Origin of the sequence: Nostoc sp. ChiSLP03a, assembly GCF_034531215.2 — a bacterium.
Classification (GTDB): Bacteria; Cyanobacteriota; Cyanobacteriia; order Cyanobacteriales; family Nostocaceae; genus Nostoc.
In genome coordinates this window covers 1-19,511 of sequence record NZ_JAVRBQ020000128.1, presented here as the reverse complement: position 1 = coordinate 19,511, position 19,511 = coordinate 1, and the positions used below count along the sequence as shown (strand labels likewise).

Here is a 19,511-nt window from a genome sequence, read left to right as displayed (position 1 = left end):
AGGAATGTTTATCCTGCATAAACTATTTATAGCATTCAGTATGATAGTTTCTTTGGCTTGATTACAGCGTACATTTTTAATCTGCCCCAGATTTCTATAGCATAAAAACCAGCATCTGGATTGTCACTTGTCATAGCACGTACTACTTTAATACCTGGACGATCATATGTCTCCAAATGTTCTTGATATTTTTTTAGTATGGTTTGAGCAGCTTTATCATCTATAGTAAAAAATTGAATCTCAAAATCGCTTTCTATAAAAGTCTGATCAACAAAATAAGTTAGACCACGAACTATCTTATGACACAAACGTTCTAATTTATCGGCTGATATTGGAATAGATAGATATTCTGGATAGTAAACATTTTTTTGTACTCCAAAGTTTGGATGTAAACCTATAGGTGGGATTGCTTCCCATTTAACTATTTCTTTTTTTATCTTATTTCTTTTTCTTTCTCTTGTTTGCTTTTCTGTTCTATCATTTGCATAGTCTGGATCTATTGAACGCAATACCTTATCTGTAATTCCGCTTGACTTTGCATCTTCAGGATCAATACACATACCTAGTCTCAAAAGTAGATCCTCTTCCAATCTGCCATATTCCTCATTGCATTTTTTACACGATGGAATTGTCCATCTTTGTAAATTTTCTGGAGTAGTATCTGGATACCAAGCAGAAGGGAAAACATGATCCCGCGTCAAATTATCCACATTTTGTAGACAATGTACACATCTTCCAGACTTAGGTGTTTTAGCCATTATTTGAGATGATATAGTAAATAATTATTTTAGTTCAGCATAATCATAGGCAACCTAACTTGTTACCTAATAAGATTGACATACCATTGTAGCGGACGCAAGTTGGAAATATGATCGTTACCTCCTTGAGATTTTGGTATTATGTGATCAATTTCCCATCCATGAGTAGATTGACGATTTCCATACTCATCTCTATTTATCAATCTTCCAAATTCATCTTCTCGCCAGACCCTTGGATCGCGATTTTGAAGAATAAAACCCTTTTCCCATACTGCTTGAATTTTAGTTAATTTGACGGCATTTTGAGCCGCTTGATACGCCAGTGCCAAGGAATAATGGTTAGGACTTACACTACCGAACATATTGTAGTTTCTCCTTATTAGAGTTAGTTTATAAATTATAGTATGTTTGTACTGAAACAGATTGGTAAAAAAAGCGATCGCCTCCAAAATCTCCATTGTGCGATCTCCCTCTCCTTCCTCTATGTTCTCTGCACCTCTGTGATTCGTTAAAAAGAGCGATCGCTCCTTTTCTTCCTCAGTGTTCTCTGTGTCTCTGTGGTTCGTTAAAAAGAGCGATCGCCTGCAAAATCTCTACAGTGTGATCGCTCTTTTCTTCCTATGCATCTTTGCGGTGAAATAAGAAAGCGATCGCTCCTCCTGTTCCTCTGTGTCCTCTGCGCCTAGAAAGGTTCGTTAAAAAAGGCGATCGCTATCTCTTCCTCTGTGTTCTCTGTGCCTAGAAAGGTTCGTTAAAAAGAGCGATCGCTCTCTTCTTCCCTCTATGTTCTCTGCGACTCTGTGGTTCGTTAAAAATAGCGATCGCCTGAAAAATCCCCACAGTGCGATCGCTCTCTTTTTCCTCTATGTCCTCTGCGCCTGGTGGAATGGTTCGTTAAAAAAAGCGTAGCCTCTCATAGAGAAGGCATCGCCTGATTTCTTTTTTAACTAACTATCGTTTGATCGGGATTTCTATCCAGAACTCACAACCTTTGCCAGGTTCAGAAACACATTTGATAGTACCGCAGTGTTTTTCTACAATAATTTGGTAACTAATAGATAACCCCAAGCCAGTACCTTGTCCAGGTTGTTTGGTGGTAAAGAAAGGTTCAAAAATGCGCGATCGCACAATCTCTGGAATGCCACAACCATTGTCAGTAATGCAAATCAGAATAGCATTTCCTTCTATAACTTCTGTACGTATCCAAATTTTAGGATTGCCAATTATTTTTCCACTAGTTGCTGAGTTCTCCAGTACATCGATCGCATTGTTGAGAATATTCATAAATACCTGATTCATCTGGGCTGCATAGCAGACTACCGGGGGCAATTCACCATATTGTTTAACTACCTCAATCGCAAAAGAATTAGTTTCTGGTTGCAGTCGATGTTGTAAAATTAGCAAAGTACTGTCGATACCTTCATGAAGGTCAACGGGCTTCATTCCTGCTTCGTCAAGTCGAGAAAAACTTCGTAACGACAAGACTAATTGAGAGATCCGCTCTGCACCCATCTTCATTGAAGCCAGAATTTTGGGCAAGTCATCATTAATGAAATCTAAATCTAGTGCTGCTACTTGCTTTTGAATTTCTCCTGTTGCTTTAGAATACTGTTTCTGATAAAGGCGCAGTAATTTAAATAAATTTTCGGTATGTTCAGTAACATAAGTGATATTCCCATAAATGAAACTAATCGGGTTATTAATTTCATGTGCTACACCAGCAACTAACTGCCCTAAACCTGCCATTTTTTCACTTTGAATTAACTGACTCTGAGTGTCCTGTAATTCCTTCAGAGTCTGGGTCAGTTCTTCTTTTTGACATTGAGTTTGTTCTAATAATTCCGCTTGCTGAAGTCCTACGCCTAACTGAGTACCAATTTGCATCAACAAATCTACTTCATCTTCTTGCCAATCACGGGGTTTGATATTTTGATAAGCTGCTAGCAATCCCCAAAGTTTCTCACCCTGAAAAATCGGCACAATCATATATGCCCTAGCCTCCATGAGTTCAATCAGGGCAATATAAGGAATAGAATCATCGATGCTGTAAATATCCTTAATAACAAGAGTTTTACCATTAGCAAAATCCCCGCCTTGGGTTTCTTGCAAGTAATTACTTGCATAGGCGTAGCCCGTCGTAGACATTGCAGGTACAATTTCCTTTACTGGTGTCCAACCTTCGGCTAAAGACTCAGCAACAAATTTGCCACTCCAATCAGTCCCGAATCGATAGATTGTCACTCGGTCAACTTCCAATAGCCGTCGGACTTCTTCTGTACTGGTCGCAAAAATGGTGTCAATATCAAGAGAGTGGCGGATTTTCTCCACTGTTGCAGCTAAGGCCTTCTGTCTTTCGGCTGCTTTCCGTTCTCGTTCGGCGGCTTTAGCCAGTTTTTGGGCTTGTACCTGCATCTGTGTCAAGGATTCAGCTTGCTGTAATGCTACCCCCAATTGAACGCCAACTTGGGCTAGCAAGTTGATTTCTTCATCTTGCCAATAGCGGGGCTGGGAGTTTTGATAAGCTACTAGCAATCCCCACAGCTTTTCACCCTGAGAAATTGGTACAAAAACTTCATTACGTGCATACTTACCCGCTTGTTTTCCTTGCACAAGAACGCCTTCTGTCACAGGCTGCGGTTTAACCATTGGTGTCCAGCCATCAACTATGGAATCAGCCACAAATTCCCCACTCCAATCAGGATAGAAGCGATAAATTGCGACTCGTTCCACTTCTAATAACCGACGAACTTCTTGAGTAGTGGTTTTAAATATGGCTTCAATTTCAAGAGACTGACGAATTTTTTCTACTGTGTGCGCCAACGCTCTTTGCCTTTCAGCAGCTTTGCTGATATCTGCTGCTTGAATCTGCATTTGTTGGATAAATTCCGCTTGCTGTAAAGCCACACCTAGTTGGGTGCCAACTTGGGTAAGCAAGTAAACCTCATCTTTTTGCCAATCACGGGTTTCAGCATTTTGGTATGCTGCTAGCAAGCCCCAGAGCTTTTGACCGTGGTAAATAGCAACGATCGCATAAGCTTTTGCTTGATATATCTCTAAAATTTTAATGTAGCAGTCACTAAAGCCTGAATTGTAAATATCATTACAAATTCGGTACACTTCACACTGAGTGAAGTTCCCACCCTCTGTATCTTGTAAATAGGTATCAGCGGCTGGAGGTTTAGCTAAATCTTTGGCACTACATTCGCTGACGTTATCTTTCAATTCCGGGCGTTGCGACTGTTGATCTATGAGGGAAACCCAACCCTCTGCCACTGATTCAAACACGAATTCACCACTCCAATCGGGATTGAACCGATAGATAGCGACGCGATCGACATTAAGCAGCTGCCTAAGTTCTGCGGTGGTTGTGTGGAAAATGATTTCCAAATCTAAGGACTGGCGAATTTTCTCAATGGTGATAGCTATAGTTTTCTGCCATTGAGCCGCTTTTTCTCTAGCTTTTGCTTGTGCTAGTTCTGCTGATTGTAGTTTGACTTGTTCTAGAAAATCTGCTTGCTGTAAAGCAACTCCTAGATGTTCGGCAATTAATTGCACAAACTCAATTTCTGATGCTTCCCATTGTCGAGGATTACCACACTGATGAATACACAACAATCCCCATAAATCTTTACCTTTGATCAAGGGGGCAATTATACTGGCACGTACTTGGAATTTTTCCAGAATCTGGATATAGCAATCACTGGCATTAACTTGATAAATATCAGTTATTGCTCTAATTCGACCTTGCTGATAAAGTTCTGCGAACTCCTCACTAAAGCAGTGGTCGCGCAGTTTAGCTGCTAATGCCGAATCCCATTCGGTTGCCACATCTTCATAAAGAAATTCTCCTTCCCATGCCAAATCAGGATAAAAACGAAACACGCTAACCCGATCGCTTTTCAGAAGTTGGCGGACTTCAGTGACTGTAATTTTGAAAATAGTTTCTATGTCTAGAGACTCCCGAATGCGGGCAATAACTCTAGATAAGGCTTTTTGTTGCTCATTCTGACGCAAGGAGCATGTTACATCTGAATAAGATTCTTGCCGTTCTGAATTTGGTTGTATGGATTGAGTAGTAGAGGAGTTTTCCATTCCCAGTGGGACTTTAAATATTGAAAGTCTTCTATTTAATGATTCCCGTTGCGATCGCAAAGTTAACAATTATTCCCTGGGAATGTCATAAAAACAATGTAGGGACGCGATACAATCGCGTCCCTACAAAAAGATTTTCAATTACCAGAAAACTATCGCCGCTTGGGAGTGGCGCTGCGGGTGGTGCGTTTCTCTTCATCTCGGCGACGGCGATCGCGCCAATCCGCCAGGGTTAAATAACCAATACCACCAGTGACTACTACGAGCAGCACTACAGCAAATAAAGCCAAAATACTCAAGAATGGACTTTCCACAATGCCTCTATAGTCCGTTACGTCCCCACACTACCATTGCAATTGACCAAGTAAACACAACTAACAACGCTACCCAACCTAGTGTCAAAATCTCCATAGTCCCACTTTTCAAATAATTACAAAAGGTTTCTAATACTTATCATACAGGGATTAGGCAGGCTGAGATTTTTTTATCAATCAGATTGTAACTTTTGCGTGTGATATTTACGACAAGGTACGTTTACACAAAAAAGACACCAACTTTTCTTGATACGTTAGTACTTTAAGCAACGATAAACAAATCTCCATAGTCCCACTTTTCAAATAATTACAAAAGGTTTCTAATACTTATCATACAAGGATTGGGCTGGCTGAGATTTTTTTTCAATCAGATTGTAAGTTTTGCGTGTGATGTCTACGATGGGGTACGCCTACACAAAAAAGACACCAACTTTTCTTGATACGTTAATACTTTAAGCAACGATAAACACGAATATAAAAAAGTAGCGATCGCGCTTTCTGACTTGATACTTTTGGGAATACTAGGGCTATGGGTATATATTTTCAATCCAGCAACCCCTAATATCATGCCGACATTTTTCAACTATCCTTTCCACTCCAACGGTTTTGTTCCCCACGGACATTGTTATCTTTGGCAAACTGGATTAGTATGGCTGCACATTATTTCTGATGCCACGATCGCTCTAGCCTATTATTCTATTCCCTTCCTACTGATTTACTTTATTTCTAAGCGTAAAGACGTTCCTTTTAATGGAGTCTTTTTATTATTTGGTGCTTTTATCATTGCTTGTGGTACTGGACACTTGATGGATATTTGGACGCTTTGGCATCCAAATTATTGGGTTGCAGGTAGTTTAAAAGCTTTAACTGCCATTATTTCAATATATACGGCATTTGCGTTATTTTATCTCATGCCTGAAGCTCTGACACTACCTAGTCCTGCTCAATTAAAAGTTATTAATCGAGCGCTTTCAACTGAAATTGTCGAGCGCAAGCGCATCGAAAAAGAATTACGCCTTGCAGAAGAAGTTGCTCAAAACTCCAGCCAAGCCAAGAGTGAATTTCTTGCCAATATGAGCCATGAACTACGCACACCTCTTAACGGGATTTTGGGCTATACACAAATTCTTCAACGCACAGAATCTTTGAGTGAGAAAGGACGTAAAGGAGTCAGCATCATTTATCAATGTGGTTCTCATCTTTTAACCCTAATTAATGATGTTCTGGATCTCTCCAAAATAGAAGCCCGGAAACTAGAATTGTATTCTGTTGATTTCTACTTACCTGCCTTTATAGATAGCGTGACTGAAATTTCCCGCATTCGGGCAGAACAAAAGGTCATCGCATTTCACATCCAACTCGATCCTGATTTACCAACGGGCATTCATACTGATGAAAAACGCTTGCGGCAAGTACTGATTAACTTGCTTAGTAATGCGATTAAATTTACTAATGAAGGCAGTGTCACCTTCAAAGTTAAGGTCATTAATCAACAATTAAATACTAATGGAAAAACTAACTACAAAATTCGTTTTGAGGTAATAGATACTGGTGCCGGGATAATCGCTGAACAAGCGCAGAAAATCTTTCAGCCTTTTGAACAAGTAGGAAATCAAAAACGACAATCTGAAGGTACAGGCTTGGGATTAGCAATCAGCCAAAACATTGTTTTGTTGATGGGTGGTCAAATTCAAGTACAAAGTGAATTTGGCAAAGGAAGTACTTTCTGGTTTGAGGCAGAATTTCCAGAATCTAAAGACTGGGCAAAAGTTTCTAGAGTGGTTGAACAAGGAACCATTATTGGTTATCAAGGACAAAACCGCACCATTCTGATTGCCGATGACAAATGGGAAAATCGCTCGGTAATTATAAATTTACTAGAGCCAGTTGGGTTTACTGTTGTAGAAGCTAGTCAGGGTCAGGAAGGATGGGAAAAGGCTCTAGCTCACAAACCAGACTTGATTATCACTGACTTAGTGATGCCTATATTGAGTGGATTTGAGTTGATTGATCGTTTGCGTCAGTATGAGCAATTCAAAGAGATTGCTGTTATCGCTTCCTCAGCTAGTGTGTTTGCAGCCGACCAGTACAAGAGTATTGATGTAGGTGCAAATGCATTTCTACCAAAGCCTGTAGAAGCTGAAACGTTACTGGAAATGCTACGACAATTTTTGCAACTGGAATGGATTTTTGACGTTAAGGTAGATGAAATCAAAAAAATCGATCCAGATGATTTGGATCGACCAAATGAAATGATTTATCCTGCCAAAGAGGTTTTACAAGATTTACTCGAACTGACACAAGACGGTGATATTCAACAAGTTTTGGAACTGGCTGAAGAACTTTCTAAATCTGATGAGCATTTAAGCATTTTTGTCCAGAAAATCGTCCAGCTTGCTAGTAATTTCCAACTCAAACGTTTGGAAACTTTTATTGTTAGTATTAAAGAGTCAGAACTCAGTAGTCAGAAAAAATGAGACGAACTGTAAAAGCATTTCAAGACTAGTTACTAACTAGTTATGCTAATTTCATTCTGTTAGCGATAGCGGGGCGTTTAGCCCATTCTGAATTCTGAATTCTGGCTCATGAATTCTTTTATTCAACAATATACCAATTAATTTGAGTTAAATTTCAATTGTTAATTCATCATGCTTAAGACCTCAGATACCGGATTTATTTTGATTGTGGATGATAATCCCACAAATTTATCTCTCCTGTGTGAAGCGCTTAATAGTGAGGGTTTTCGTTTTCGGGTTGCAGTCGATGGAGAAAGTGCGATCGCCCAAGCCGAACGCAATCAACCAGAGTTGATTTTGCTGGATGTACAAATGCCAGGTATTGACGGATTTGAAACTTGTCGCCGCCTCAAAGCCAATCCTGTTACCCAAAACATTCCGATTATTTTCACTACTGCCTTAGCGGATACAGAAAGCAAAACGAAGGGATTTTCCCTTGGTGCAGTTGACTATATCCCGAAACCATTTGCCCAAGAAGAAGTGATTGCAAGAGTACGCGTACATTTACAACTCAAACAATTGACTGAATCTTTGGAACAACAAGTTAGCGATCGCACCAGGGCTTTGCAAAAAGCCCAAGTCCAATTAGTACAGCAAGAGAAACTATCAACACTCGGAGAATTAATCGCTGGTATTGGCCATGAAATCAATAACCCGATCAACTTTATTTCCAGCAATATTCCACCCTTGCAAGAATATATTGCAGCAGTAACCGAGTTGCTTCTACTATATGAACAAGAGTATCCAAATCCAACAGCCAAAATTACCAAAACTATTGATAATTTGGATCTAAATTTTGTTCTCGAAGATATGAGAAAAATATTGAACTCACTCCACATAGGAAGCGAACGAATTCGCAACCTTTCTAGTTCACTCCGCAGTTTCTGTCGCTCGGATAGCGATGCCAAAATATCTGCTGATTTACATCAAGGAATAGATAGTACGCTAATGATTTTGCAACACCGCCTCAATGCTAATAGCGATCGTCCCCGCATTGAAGTAATTAAAAATTATGGAGAATTACCACAGGTTAAATGTTATCTAGGGCAGATGAATCAAGTATTTATGAACATTCTCGCAAATGCAATTGATGCCCTTGATGAAGCTATAATGGAAGGCAAAATCAGCAATATAATTCCTCAGATTAAAATTACCACAGAAATAGATTCTGAACAATTGGTTATAATTTGGATTGCTGACAATGGGATTGGTATTCCTGAACGGCTGAAAAAACGCTTGTTTGAGCCGTTGTTTACGACAAAAACTGTTGGCAAAGGTACCGGACTTGGCTTGTCGATCGCATATCAAATTATTGTAGAAAAACATAAAGGTATATTAGACGTGAATTCTCAACCTGGTATGGGAACCGAATTTATCATCAAAATTCCTACTTGAGAGCGATATTTAATTAATGACAAAGCTGCTCAAGCATTTATCATACTGGAGAGTAAGGAAAAATTTCCTTAATACCTAATCCTTAACTTCTATATAGAGTGAACTCAATTTTAGATCCTCAATTAATGGCAGAACGCATAGAATCCCTCAAAGCTGGAATAATTGGGGGATTCTCTGTGTGTTTGGCTTTTGCGATCGCTAGTCTGTTGAATACTTTCGTACTGGCAAAGTATTTTCAGACACTTGTATGTCTGCAAAGTGATGTTAACTGGCGCTTGTTGGTGAGTGGTGCAGTTGCCATTTTTACTGGTTTCCTATTTGGTGTCACCTACCGCTATATCATCCGCTCCGATCGAAATCCTCAACTCAAAGCTGGTGGCGTGTTAGCCTTTGGCTTGGTGCGCGGATTAACTCAGATAGAACTTGGATGGAATTCCCACAGCACAATTTGGCCTTTTTTGGTGTTGGCGGCAGAAAGTTTGTTATGGTTTGCGCTGGCTGCGATCGCTCTTGATTTCGCTATTCAATTGAGTTGGATTAAACCTTTTTCATCAATCTAAATTTCTGTAATCCTACAGCTACCTGTAAGCCTATACAGAAGGTTGTGGTTTAGATAAATGAAAAAAGCAAAGCTACTGTAAACATCATGTTTTGTAGTGCAATGTACACAACATTACTACAAAAAGATGTAATTTTAAACGCAAAGTATAAAGTATTACTAGTACTAATTATCAATCTAATATGAATAATAAAAGATCCCACTATTATCTGATAGTCGATTTGGAAGCCACGTGCTGTAACAGTAAAACTATTCCACGTCACCAAATGGAAATCATTGAAATCGGTGCAGTGATGCTCAATCGAACAACGTGGGAAATTGATGCAGAGTTTCAGCAATTCATCCAACCGGTGAGACATCCGCAACTGACAACTTTTTGCACCGAATTGACTAGTATTCGCCAGCAAGATGTTGACGAAGCGCCAAAATTTTTAGAAGCAATTTCTCGCTTTAAAGAATGGATTAATTTATTTCCTAACTATATTTTTTGTTCTTGGGGTAATTACGACAAAAACCAATTTATTCAAGATTGCGCGTTTCATAATTTTCCTTATCCTTTTACCTCAGAACACATAAATATCAAAGAGGAATTTTCTAAATATCTTGGCGTATCTAAAAAATTTGGCATGGCACAAGCTCTCAATGAGTTGGGGATAGAATTAAAAGGTACACATCATCGTGGCATTGATGATGCCCGCAATATTGCAGCTATTTACAGACAGATGAAAAACAAAAAAAACTAAGCTAAAATAGTTTGGTTTTATTATGCCAACCTACTTAGTTAATAACTTTTTTGTTACTTCTTCAGCTCAACCATCTTTAACATGAACGATCCGATTAGTTTGCTCGGCGACATCCGGTTCATGAGTAATAATGACAATCGTGATGCCTTGACTATTTAACTCAGTCAACAAATCCATCACTTCCTGAGAGGTTTCACTGTCTAACGCTCCAGTGGGTTCGTCTGCTAGAACAAGTGCAGGGCGATTAACCAGGGCGCGGGCGATGCCTGCGGCGGGCTACGCCTACGCTACTCGCTGTTGCTGTTTTGCTCTAACTCTTTGCTAAATCCCTTTATGTAAAATAATTACGAATGACGGATTTTTAAAGTTCGGTGTTTGTTACCGACTATCCATAGTAGAACAATTAGCAATACAAGCGCTTTGATCGTTGATGGCTCCACTACCTTCTTCACTTCCGTGGGGGTTTGAGGAGTAACATTACACGGAATCTCAACGATTTGTGTGTGATTAGAACCATTACCACTGGGAGTCAGATCGCATTCACCTTTATTGGTGAGAGACAAAGGTACATTTTCTGGAGGAACAGGTGTAGGTGGTTGAGTTGAAGGAACAGGTGTAGGTGCTTGAACTGAAGAAACAGGTGTAGGTGTTTGAGCTGAAGAATTATCGCCACTCAGTAGTAAAAGCAGAATTAAACCAAGACCCCCAACGCCGATTATTGGCCAAAGTGGAAAGGAATTAGAACTGTCTGGTACTAAGACATCTCCCGTAGAGCCAGGGAAAGCATCAAAAGCTATTGTTTCTCCATCCAAGGCTAGTGGATTGTTACTTAGCAAAGTATCTCCTGCGATATCTTCTCCTAAAAGCTGATTAAATTCCGCTGGAATCGCATTGTTGGGGCGTCCTAGTTCCCCACCTTCTTCAGAGTATGGAAAGGATAGTACTTCAAAAATCTTCTGTTGGAGTTGGTTCTGATCTCCAGAATTCAACGCATCCAAGCCTGTAGAGATTCTATTTAAATAAAAATTTGTCATCTCTGGCGAAAGACCTAGAGACTGAATCTGCTCTTGAATATTAGAAATTTTTGAGGCCTCTTCAAAAAGCAGTCGTCCGTATGACAATTTCAGGTCTAGTAATCCATTACGCAGGCTAACCGAGTCATTGACTCCTGAGTATGGTGCCCAGTAGAACTGCTTGGTTACAAGTCCGAGTCCTTCTACTGGATTGCGACCAAAAGATTGTCCAAGAAGGTATTGAGATCCATCCATGATTGCGGGAGATGCATTTCTCCAAAATGAGGCGTAAGGCACCGCAGAGAGATTAGGATTATTGCCGTAGAAGCTAGCGAAATTCTGGAAGTTTTTTTCCCCACCGGCTGCTCGGATCAGAAGGTTTTGATAACTAGTCCCATTGTTTAACTCCACTAATCGTTGGATTACCGATCCAGTTTTATTGCAGGTCAGACCAAATCCCACATCACATCCAGGAATGACTCGCATTTGGCTCAAATTCTGGTTATTAAGTTGGTACTGGAGATACTCAGACTCCAATCCTTGTTGGATGCCATAGCGTCCAACATTTAGCTGTGCAAAACCAGACTGACACGTCGTAGTGACTACTACTGCAACAGATGAAAATGCGATCGCTGTAAAGCGAACTACCTTCTCTACGAGACGCTCCGCGAACGGCGTCGCAATTCTTTGAACAATTGATCTAGACAAGATGCACCTCCACTAAACGACAGCAATTTACTTGGGTATTGGGGACTGGGTATTGGGTATTGGGTAATGAGAAAGTATTCCTAAATATTTATTTCTTATTCCCCAGTCCCCAGTCCCCAGTCCCCAATTCAACTCTTAGGTAAATAAATATTGATCGTGATTCCCGTACCTTTAAGGTTTCCTGATGAGAGTGTGTGATATAAGACCATCGCCTGGTTTGGTTGGTCAAAAAGATACCCACGACGTGTAGGTTTGATCTTCCCTTCTTTGACCAAGGAAACGAAGGCTTGTAGATATCTACGTATACCTTGACGGTTCTCTTTAGTAGTATTCGTATGATGCTCAATCAGCATCATAAAGAAGTCCAAGCTACGATTTTCCTGACCTTGAATTAGACTACCTTCATCTAGAAAAGAACTTGCTATTAGCCTGCTATTAACTTGTTTGACCTTAAATAAAGTAAAGTAACGTCCTTCTTTTTTAGGATCGTTGGCATAACAGACCCAGGAACCCTCTTTATTTTGTGTAAAACCCTGTTCAGCAAGGTAAGAAAGCAAAGAATTACTTGTCTTAGTTTGTGGTGGAGGTAATAAATCTTCAATGGGATCTAAAGAGCAAATCCTCTGTGTTGTTTTCTGTGGATAAACAGCAGAAGTCTGTTGGGTATTGACGCGAAAGGGCTGTGTTGTTTTCTGTGGATAAACAGCAGGAGTCTGTTGGGTATTGACGCGAAAGGGCTTGTCATCAGACATTGCCATGCTAGACATTGCAGCCAACGCAGACACTTGGAGAACGATCGCTCCAAACAAACGAACTATGATATTCATGTTTTTCCTGTTACTCTTAGTGACTTTGTGAATAATCGAATTTTTACTAGATCGAGATCGAGCTAGCAGTCCTATTTGTTAAATTTAAGTGTTTGCCTGATTTGATTGAGGTGGCTTAAGTTTTCACTAATCAAATAGGACTTTTATATCTAGGTAACTAAGCACAAAGAGAATCAATATCTAAATAAAACACACAATGTTAATATCTTATTGGCAAGATAAATTAGGCTTTTTGATATTTTTACATATACAAAAAACTATTGACATTGCGTCAAAACTTTTCTATTTACTCTTGTTTAATTTTTTGCCATCTTAAGAAGGTTTTATGCCTTTCTCGCTGGCTATGATGATTCCTAAAAAAGAGCTTTAGTTAGCTCTTTAGTACCTTATATAAGCAGAGTTTAAAAAGCTCTGTGCTTTGCACGTTAGGGCTTTTGTTGATTTCCTGGGTAGGTTGAATAATTTTTTGTTTTTTGAAGGTAGCGCATCTAACTAGCTCTTTCAGCATGGTTACAAATTGATGTATAAATAATATCTCCCTGACAGTAAAATAATATTACCATGAGCTTGAGACATGCAACAGTATTGTGGACAGTTGTCAAAGTTGTACACTATGAATCGCAACTACCTCTTCATTAAATCTCATAGCAAATAAGTAAAAGGCAAGCTTAATCTATGCTACACACTACTAGTATGAAATTATTAAATAATCGCAGTGTGTAAACTGATATTATTATGTATCAATTATAACTTTGGTTTAGATAAATACGTATAAAGAATAGATTGCGATCGCTAACCCAAGTGTTTACTTACCTTACTAGGCGATGTTTATGATGGTCTACGCCTATGCACCAAACAAAGTTAAGTTAGATTATAAGTATAAAATTTGCGATTTAGCACGCTATTGCTGTTGTTGCCACAGACCTTATAAGCCTGTAAGGCAGATATTTACGACTTCTCTAATACCAATTAAAAAAATATTTGCGACAAATAGGGCATCTAAAATAAAATCATAGCCTCAACATTATCAATCTAAATAATGTTGAGGCTATCAGCATAACAAGCGACAAATTCTGTCAATAATTGTTGATAAATAGAACTTACGCATTGACAGTTAAGACAAAAAGTACGTAAGTTCTAAATTAGTTAATTCAATTTAATTTATTACAAAGCACTGCGGCTAGTTAACGCATTCCACAAGAAGACTGCAACAATAGCACCCAGAACTGCTACTGCAATACCGGGAATACTCAAAGAGGGAGCCGCTAGAGCAAAGCTTCCTGTACTGAAGAATACACCCAAACTACCACCAATAAAAGCACCAACGATTCCTAATAAAATTGTTGCTAAAATTCCGCCGCCTTGATGACCGGGGTAGATAGCCTTTGCGATCGCACCAGCAATTAGACCTAAAACAATCCAAGCAAGAATATTCATTGTTTTTATTTGATAAACGTTTTTTAGTGACAAATACACAATAGCAATCCAAATATTGACATTCAATCTATCAACAGAAGCAATGATCGATAGCCTTGAGGATGAACGCTATTACTTCTCATGATGAACTCTCTTAATTGAAATGGATAATAAAAAAGTTCCTAGTAGGTATAAAACCAGGAACTAATAAATTTATTGCTTGATAATTGCAGTATATACCTTTTTAATAATTGTTCTCATCTACTTGAAGAATTAAGCTCAGGTTTGAAAGCAGCTACTTTTGTAGGAACTTGTAGAATTCTAGCGCTTAAGAGGTTTGTGCTTAAGGATTGGCATAACATTTGGAGTAAAGAGTAATTACCAGTACTTGCATGAATGTAAAACAAAAAAACCAAATGTTGTACCAATTTATCGTTCTTGCATTTCTCGCTGACGCATTGGCATAGCGTCAATTTGCTCAAAAATTGCTGTCGCTTGCACTGGTGTAGTTTCTTGGCGCTTAACACTACCATCTTTGCCGATCAAAATGACGCGAAAATTTTCTTTATTAACCCCAAAGCGATTTCGCAAATTGGCAGCAGAAGACTCATCTATTAACTGTCCGTTGGCATAGCTTTTATCTGTTGCCAAAACTTGAACGAGAACTAAATCTCGATCTTTAAAATCGTTTTGTTGCTGGTTAAATAACTGCATCTGTTGCTGATAGTTATGGTTATCAACAGATGGTGCAAAGAGTAGCAGCACTCGATTTTGCCATTTTTGGGAACTGAGGTTAAATGAAGACATTTTGATCGTATGGGTTGAACCTTGGACAGTACCAGCAATACTAACAGGTGATAGGGCTATAGATGCGGCGATCGCCAGAGTAATTAATACTGAGTTATTCACTTCGGGGCTTGTTAGGCTCATAATGACAATGACACGAACGAGGTTTGATGAAATGTCAGAAGCTTGGACAGACTCTTCTCAACTACAACAGTGGCATCAAGGTATTGAAATGGCTAACCGCAATAACATTTTCTGTCATTGTCGTAGTTGCAGCGATGAATGGGTGGATTCTGTGATGGATGCAGTTTGTAGTAAATGCGGCAGCAAAGATATTGAATATATCTCGTGCTGGCAGTTTCCAGATGATTGAATTAGTAACCAAGTATGTAGCCGATATAGCGATGTCTACGACGGGCTGCGCCTACGCTACTTTTGACATTTCCTCTGAAAATTCTGGGTGATTACTTTGTTAAGCTGCGATAATATTTGCTTGTGCATCGAAAGCGGAATTTGCAAAAATACTCCAGCTTTTCAGATAGATCAACGGTTAACAGTACTCATGTCAGGATAGCGATCGCCAGCTGCCACATTTTTTGGTGCAACTGTTTCCAGTCGATGCAACTCTTGTTCAGTTAGGGTAATTTCGGTAGCTGCAATATTCTCCTCCAAGTAAGTACGGCGTTTTGTACCAGGGATTGGGACAATATCTTCTCCTTGAGTGAGTAGCCATGCTAAAGCAAGCTGACTAGAAGTTACTCCTTTTTCGCTGGCGATCGCTTTGACTTGCTCTACTAATTGCAGGTTTTTATAAAAATTCTCACCTTGAAAGCGAGGAGAATTTCTGCGATAGTCATCAGGTGCAAGATCGTCAGGACTAGCGATCGCACCTGATAAAAATCCTCTTCCTAATGGGCTATAGGGAACAAACCCAATTCCTAATTCTCGCACGGTAGGTAAAATTTCATCCTCTGGCTCTCGACTCCAAAGAGAGTATTCTGTTTGCAGTGCAGTAATCGGGTGAACTGCTACAGCCCGTCGAATCGTCGCTGGGGCAGCTTCCGAAAGCCCTAAATAACGAACTTTTCCCAGCTTGACTAACTCTGCCATTGCCCCGATAGTATCTTCAATGGGGACAGTTGGATCTACTCGATGTTGATAATAGAGGTCAATTACTTCCACTCCCAGACGTTTTAACGAGGCATCGCAAGCTTGATGGACATATTCTGGTCTGCCATTAACCCCTTTAAAACCACCATCTTCAGTACGGACATTACCAAATTTAGTTGCTAAAACTACTCGATCTCGGCGATCTTTAATTGCTCTGCCTACTAATTGTTCGTTGGTAAACGGCCCATACATATCAGCAGTATCAAGAAAATTAACTCCAAGTTCTAATGCCCGGTGAATTGTCGCGATCGCCTCAGTTTCATCACGACCGCTATAGAACTCAGACATTCCCATACAACCAAGTCCGATAGTTGAAACTTCTAACCCAAGTTTCCCTAGCTTTCTGGTTCTCATAAAATAATTTCCTACTCAGTAATTGGTCTTAGAATATGACACCTTTCAGCATTATCCCTTTCCCTTTCACCAAGTCATCTATTATTAGAAGTATTTACTGATAAAAGTACGTTGATTTGCGGGTAATTGACATTCGATTTTACCAGCCGTGTTCAGAGAGCTTTCTAGTTTACGCACATTTATTATGTATTTTCTAGTCAATTACTAGCCAGTTGTAGAGAAGCGATGACCAAACGCTGTAAATTAGCTGTTGAGTTCTTTTACAGCTTTAGGTCAACAACTGGCGATTTGTGGTTGTTCTGTTCTGTTGATATCTCATTTAAACTGCAAAATACACAGTTGTAATGCCAAATTGCCAGAACCTTTGAATATAGTATCGTCACTTCAACTTGTTCACTTTTAGCAAAAGTTCGTTAAGCACGCACAATAATGGTCGGTTGTTACATACACCAGTCTGATTGTGATTAGTCAGAATATAGTAGTGCGAGATATTGCACTCTTACAAAAGTTAAATTCAGAGGTAAACTATGTTTCCTTTTTGGGGTAATCCATGTTATGGAAGCGAACCCATTTCGCACAAAGCTAGCTTAGAGCGGAAATTAAAATTCTTGATTTGGCTACGAGATGATTTAGAGTCTAAACTGGCTGGTCTTAATGCTTCTATTGATACCGTTCGTCAGCAAATAGAACGTTCAAACTCATCTACTTAGAACTTAGCTAATACAGCAATTCATCTCATCAACTATCTAATAAGCAGGTGATGAGATGAATTGCAAGTGAATTGACGACTATTAACCTAGTTAATTAATCAGTCCGTTGTAACTAATAATTGATTGCTGACCTACTCTTTTGGTTAAAGCAGCTATTAGTTATAACGGACTGATTCCTGTGAAGCACCTGCTTCATCCAGGGAGTTTCAAATTTTAGAAATAGCAAAAATGCTTGAAATAGTAGGCATTCCCATCTCTGACAGAAAAGTGCGTAACTCGATGGCTCCTGTCGGTCAAGGGATTACCAAGAAATAAATTATCCACTCTTGTGGGGTGGACATCTTGTCCGCCCAATGAACTAGGCTCTCGTGTCGCCTACCCCACAATAAAAGTTGTATATTTTTTTATTTGGAAGTCCCCAACAAACTAATAGACACACTTCCAGTTTTCCTTCGGCCCAACCCAAAGAATCCAGCTTCAAATCAAACTTTATCAATAACTTTAGGCGATGTCTACAACGATCTACGCCTATGCTTTAACTATTTTATTGTCAAGTCATCTCTGTGATTAATAGGTGTGAGCTTTGTGAAGGCATAATCTACACCGCTTGCCAATCACGCACCACTTCAAGGTTAACCGAGACCTGCCACTAACCCAGGACTGTGTTGCAGTCAGGCTCACCATCAAAAATTGGGATATTTTACAAAAATATTTTTCAACGGTGATTTAAGTACAACATTTGGGAACAATTTATGGAACTCAGATTTTTGTAGGTACTTAGGTAATTTCTAAGTATCTACAAAAAGCAGATAAACCTGTTCAAAATGCAGTCTGAGTTTCCCAAAAGGGAATAAATCACCAAACTGACAATATCTATAAAAATGCTTAATTCGGAAATTCAAAAAGACCTTCGCCATAACTTTACTGTCAATGTTATTGAAAGTGGATTTTTTGGTTTTGGGAGTGGTTTTGCTTCATTTTTCACGATTATTCCACTATTTGTTAGCACTCTTACCGATTCTGCATTGCTTATCGGTCTGATTCCAGCTATTCCACGCTTAGGCTGGCAATTACCTCAGCTATTAACAGTTAGTAAAGTAGCTCGCCTACAGTGTTATAAACCAACTGTAATGTCGTTGACAATTCATCATAAGCTTCCTTTTTTGGGATTAGCACTGGTGGCTTTATTACAACTAGAACTCAATCACCAAACTATCTTACTTTTGACATTTGCCATACTCATTTGGCAAGGGCTAGGCGGTGGGTTTAGCGCCACTGCTTGGCAAAGCATGATTGCTAAAATTGTTCCTTCCAGAAAGCTTGGTATTTTTTACGGTACTTTAGCAGCATCTGGTAATTTGATGAGTATTTGTGGTGCTGCGATCGCTGGTTTACTACTTAAGGAAATTGCTCAACCATTTAACTTTGCTCTGTGTTTTTTGTGTGCCAGTTTGGCAATGACTTTATCTTGGTTTTTTATGTCTAGGACGCGAGAGCCAGTAAATACCACATCATCAGCCTTTGAAACTAGACGTGAATTTTGGGACACTCTGGGTGTAATTCTCCGGTGTGATGAGAATTTCCGTTGCTTTGCGATTGCACGTATGATCTCACAGTTAGCACTGATGCCACTTCCCTTCTATACACTCTATGCCGTACATCAATATGGGATGGGAGAAGTTTCTGTTGGGTTAATTACGACTCTATTGATGGTTACACAAACTATTGCTGGATTGGTTTTGGGTTGGTTAGGCGATCGCACAGGTTGCAAGTTAATTTTACAAATTGGTTGTGTCGCCTGTGCATTCAGTTCGATTTTTGCTTGTTTAGCACCCAATGCAAACTGGTTTTACTTGGTATTTATAGGAGAAGGAATAGGTATGATGGCTCTGCAAAATATTGCTGCGGTAATGACCTTAGAGTTTGGCAACCAAGATCAACGACCAGCCTATATTGGTCTTGGTAATACCCTTATTGCTCCTGCCACTATCCTTGCTCCCCTACTGGGTGGATGGATAGTAGAGAAGATTATAGCTATGGCTGGAATCAAAGAGGGAAGCGCTTTTATGCTCTAAAAAGTGGCAGAAGACAAGGACGGATTAATATGATCGCCGCTTTATGTAATGGTCAGTTATTTGCTCCCTTTACGA

The 19,511-nt window shown here is 39.4% G+C and carries 18 protein-coding genes and 2 pseudogenes; 9 read left to right on the top strand and 11 right to left on the bottom strand.

Translation table 11 applies throughout. The features are described 5' to 3' along the window. Positions 1 to 35: 35 nt before the first annotated feature. Both RMY32_RS21145 and RMY32_RS21140 read right to left on the bottom strand, forming a co-directional pair. Entirely contained in the window at positions 36 to 758 is a 723-nt protein-coding gene (locus RMY32_RS21145; protein ID WP_322710493.1) for a hypothetical protein, read from the bottom strand. Between the two features lie 62 nt (positions 759 to 820). After that, positions 821 to 1,120 (bottom strand): HNH endonuclease signature motif containing protein, encoded by a 300-nt coding sequence (locus RMY32_RS21140; protein ID WP_322710492.1) that lies wholly within the window; start codon positions 1,118 to 1,120, stop codon positions 821 to 823. Positions 1,121 to 1,541: 421 nt separating this feature from the next. On the opposite strand from RMY32_RS21140, the gene RMY32_RS21135 reads away from it, so the two are divergent. Next, entirely contained in the window at positions 1,542 to 1,667 is a 126-nt protein-coding gene (locus RMY32_RS21135) for a hypothetical protein (protein ID WP_322710491.1), read from the top strand. Positions 1,668 to 1,709: 42 nt separating this feature from the next. Here the strand turns inward: RMY32_RS21135 and RMY32_RS21130 are convergent, their stop codons facing one another. The 3 genes from RMY32_RS21130 to petN form a co-directional block, all read right to left on the bottom strand. After that, a complete protein-coding gene (locus RMY32_RS21130; protein WP_322710490.1) occupies positions 1,710 to 4,850 on the bottom strand; it encodes a GAF domain-containing protein in 3,141 nt (1,046 codons plus the stop codon). 152 nt (positions 4,851 to 5,002) lie between these two features. Continuing rightward, positions 5,003 to 5,164, bottom strand: a complete 162-nt coding sequence (locus RMY32_RS21125; protein ID WP_094350864.1) for a hypothetical protein — start codon at positions 5,162 to 5,164, stop codon at positions 5,003 to 5,005. A gap of 7 nt (positions 5,165 to 5,171) precedes the next feature. Next, on the bottom strand, positions 5,172 to 5,261 hold the full coding sequence (gene petN, locus RMY32_RS21120) for a cytochrome b6-f complex subunit PetN (RefSeq protein WP_017322509.1): 90 nt from the start codon (positions 5,259 to 5,261) through the stop codon (positions 5,172 to 5,174). A 469-nt stretch (positions 5,262 to 5,730) separates the two neighbouring features. Between petN and RMY32_RS21115 the strand changes: the two genes are divergently transcribed. The 4 genes from RMY32_RS21115 to RMY32_RS21100 all read left to right on the top strand — a co-directional run bounded on the left by RMY32_RS21115 (position 5,731) and on the right by RMY32_RS21100 (position 10,377). Beyond that, entirely contained in the window at positions 5,731 to 7,641 is a 1,911-nt protein-coding gene (locus tag RMY32_RS21115) for an ATP-binding protein (protein WP_322710489.1), read from the top strand. A gap of 171 nt (positions 7,642 to 7,812) precedes the next feature. Then, positions 7,813 to 9,075: a sensor histidine kinase gene (locus RMY32_RS21110; protein ID WP_322710488.1), complete on the top strand. Its 1,263-nt coding sequence runs from the start codon at positions 7,813 to 7,815 to the stop codon at positions 9,073 to 9,075. Positions 9,076 to 9,200: 125 nt separating this feature from the next. After that, on the top strand, positions 9,201 to 9,635 hold the full coding sequence (locus RMY32_RS21105; protein ID WP_322710504.1) for a hypothetical protein: 435 nt from the start codon (positions 9,201 to 9,203) through the stop codon (positions 9,633 to 9,635). Positions 9,636 to 9,816: 181 nt separating this feature from the next. Next, the gene (locus tag RMY32_RS21100; protein WP_322710487.1) at positions 9,817 to 10,377 is read left to right on the top strand and encodes a 3'-5' exonuclease; all 561 of its coding nucleotides are present in this window, start codon (positions 9,817 to 9,819) and stop codon (positions 10,375 to 10,377) included. 66 nt (positions 10,378 to 10,443) lie between these two features. On the opposite strand, the pseudogene RMY32_RS21095 reads toward RMY32_RS21100, so the two are convergent. The 5 genes and pseudogenes from RMY32_RS21095 to RMY32_RS21075 form a co-directional block, all read right to left on the bottom strand. Continuing rightward, positions 10,444 to 10,641: pseudogene (locus RMY32_RS21095) on the bottom strand (macrolide ABC transporter ATP-binding protein); the annotation flags it as partial. 80 nt (positions 10,642 to 10,721) lie between these two features. Continuing rightward, positions 10,722 to 12,098 (bottom strand): hypothetical protein, encoded by a 1,377-nt coding sequence (locus RMY32_RS21090; protein ID WP_322710485.1) that lies wholly within the window; start codon positions 12,096 to 12,098, stop codon positions 10,722 to 10,724. 128 nt (positions 12,099 to 12,226) lie between these two features. Further along, the gene (locus RMY32_RS21085; RefSeq protein WP_322710484.1) at positions 12,227 to 12,925 is read right to left on the bottom strand and encodes a hypothetical protein; all 699 of its coding nucleotides are present in this window, start codon (positions 12,923 to 12,925) and stop codon (positions 12,227 to 12,229) included. 1,164 nt (positions 12,926 to 14,089) lie between these two features. Continuing rightward, positions 14,090 to 14,362 carry a GlsB/YeaQ/YmgE family stress response membrane protein gene (locus RMY32_RS21080; protein ID WP_104909288.1) on the bottom strand — a complete coding sequence of 91 codons (273 nt, stop codon included), beginning with the start codon at positions 14,360 to 14,362 and terminating at the stop codon, positions 14,090 to 14,092. 408 nt (positions 14,363 to 14,770) lie between these two features. After that, a complete protein-coding gene (locus tag RMY32_RS21075; RefSeq protein ID WP_322710482.1) occupies positions 14,771 to 15,271 on the bottom strand; it encodes a DUF4174 domain-containing protein in 501 nt (166 codons plus the stop codon). A gap of 7 nt (positions 15,272 to 15,278) precedes the next feature. Here RMY32_RS21075 and RMY32_RS21070 point away from each other — a divergent pair, with 7 nt between their 5' ends. Further along, a complete protein-coding gene (locus RMY32_RS21070) occupies positions 15,279 to 15,500 on the top strand; it encodes a hypothetical protein (protein ID WP_322710481.1) in 222 nt (73 codons plus the stop codon). Between the two features lie 170 nt (positions 15,501 to 15,670). On the opposite strand, the gene RMY32_RS21065 is transcribed toward RMY32_RS21070, so the two are convergent. After that, positions 15,671 to 16,651 (bottom strand): aldo/keto reductase, encoded by a 981-nt coding sequence (locus tag RMY32_RS21065; protein WP_322710479.1) that lies wholly within the window; start codon positions 16,649 to 16,651, stop codon positions 15,671 to 15,673. Between the two features lie 527 nt (positions 16,652 to 17,178). Here RMY32_RS21065 and RMY32_RS21060 point away from each other — a divergent pair. From RMY32_RS21060 to RMY32_RS21050, 3 genes and pseudogenes are all read left to right on the top strand, one after another. Further along, entirely contained in the window at positions 17,179 to 17,361 is a 183-nt protein-coding gene (locus tag RMY32_RS21060) for a hypothetical protein (RefSeq protein WP_322710478.1), read from the top strand. 881 nt (positions 17,362 to 18,242) lie between these two features. Beyond that, positions 18,243 to 19,436 (top strand): MFS transporter, encoded by a 1,194-nt coding sequence (locus tag RMY32_RS21055; RefSeq protein WP_322710476.1) that lies wholly within the window; start codon positions 18,243 to 18,245, stop codon positions 19,434 to 19,436. Then, positions 19,373 to 19,511: pseudogene (locus RMY32_RS21050) on the top strand (IS630 family transposase); the annotation flags it as partial. The gene RMY32_RS21055 and the pseudogene RMY32_RS21050, both read left to right, overlap by 64 nt.

What these genes read in the sequence shown, in the direction of transcription:
- RMY32_RS21145 (WP_322710493.1), bottom strand. Translation starts at nt 758, where the DNA reads ATGGCTAAAACACCTAAGTCTGGAAGATGTGTACATTGTCTACAAAAT.
- RMY32_RS21140 (WP_322710492.1), bottom strand. Translation starts at nt 1,120, where the DNA reads ATGTTCGGTAGTGTAAGTCCTAACCATTATTCCTTGGCACTGGCGTAT.
- RMY32_RS21135 (WP_322710491.1), top strand. Translation starts at nt 1,542, where the DNA reads ATGTTCTCTGCGACTCTGTGGTTCGTTAAAAATAGCGATCGCCTGAAA.
- RMY32_RS21130 (WP_322710490.1), bottom strand. Translation starts at nt 4,850, where the DNA reads ATGGAAAACTCCTCTACTACTCAATCCATACAACCAAATTCAGAACGG.
- petN (WP_017322509.1), bottom strand. Translation starts at nt 5,261, where the DNA reads ATGGAGATTTTGACACTAGGTTGGGTAGCGTTGTTAGTTGTGTTTACT.
- RMY32_RS21115 (WP_322710489.1), top strand. Translation starts at nt 5,731, where the DNA reads ATGCCGACATTTTTCAACTATCCTTTCCACTCCAACGGTTTTGTTCCC.
- RMY32_RS21110 (WP_322710488.1), top strand. Translation starts at nt 7,813, where the DNA reads ATGCTTAAGACCTCAGATACCGGATTTATTTTGATTGTGGATGATAAT.
- RMY32_RS21105 (WP_322710504.1), top strand. Translation starts at nt 9,201, where the DNA reads ATGGCAGAACGCATAGAATCCCTCAAAGCTGGAATAATTGGGGGATTC.
- RMY32_RS21100 (WP_322710487.1), top strand. Translation starts at nt 9,817, where the DNA reads ATGAATAATAAAAGATCCCACTATTATCTGATAGTCGATTTGGAAGCC.
- RMY32_RS21085 (WP_322710484.1), bottom strand. Translation starts at nt 12,925, where the DNA reads ATGAATATCATAGTTCGTTTGTTTGGAGCGATCGTTCTCCAAGTGTCT.
- RMY32_RS21080 (WP_104909288.1), bottom strand. Translation starts at nt 14,362, where the DNA reads ATGAATATTCTTGCTTGGATTGTTTTAGGTCTAATTGCTGGTGCGATC.
- RMY32_RS21075 (WP_322710482.1), bottom strand. Translation starts at nt 15,271, where the DNA reads ATGAGCCTAACAAGCCCCGAAGTGAATAACTCAGTATTAATTACTCTG.
- RMY32_RS21070 (WP_322710481.1), top strand. Translation starts at nt 15,279, where the DNA reads ATGACACGAACGAGGTTTGATGAAATGTCAGAAGCTTGGACAGACTCT.
- RMY32_RS21065 (WP_322710479.1), bottom strand. Translation starts at nt 16,651, where the DNA reads ATGAGAACCAGAAAGCTAGGGAAACTTGGGTTAGAAGTTTCAACTATC.
- RMY32_RS21060 (WP_322710478.1), top strand. Translation starts at nt 17,179, where the DNA reads ATGTTTCCTTTTTGGGGTAATCCATGTTATGGAAGCGAACCCATTTCG.
- RMY32_RS21055 (WP_322710476.1), top strand. Translation starts at nt 18,243, where the DNA reads ATGCTTAATTCGGAAATTCAAAAAGACCTTCGCCATAACTTTACTGTC.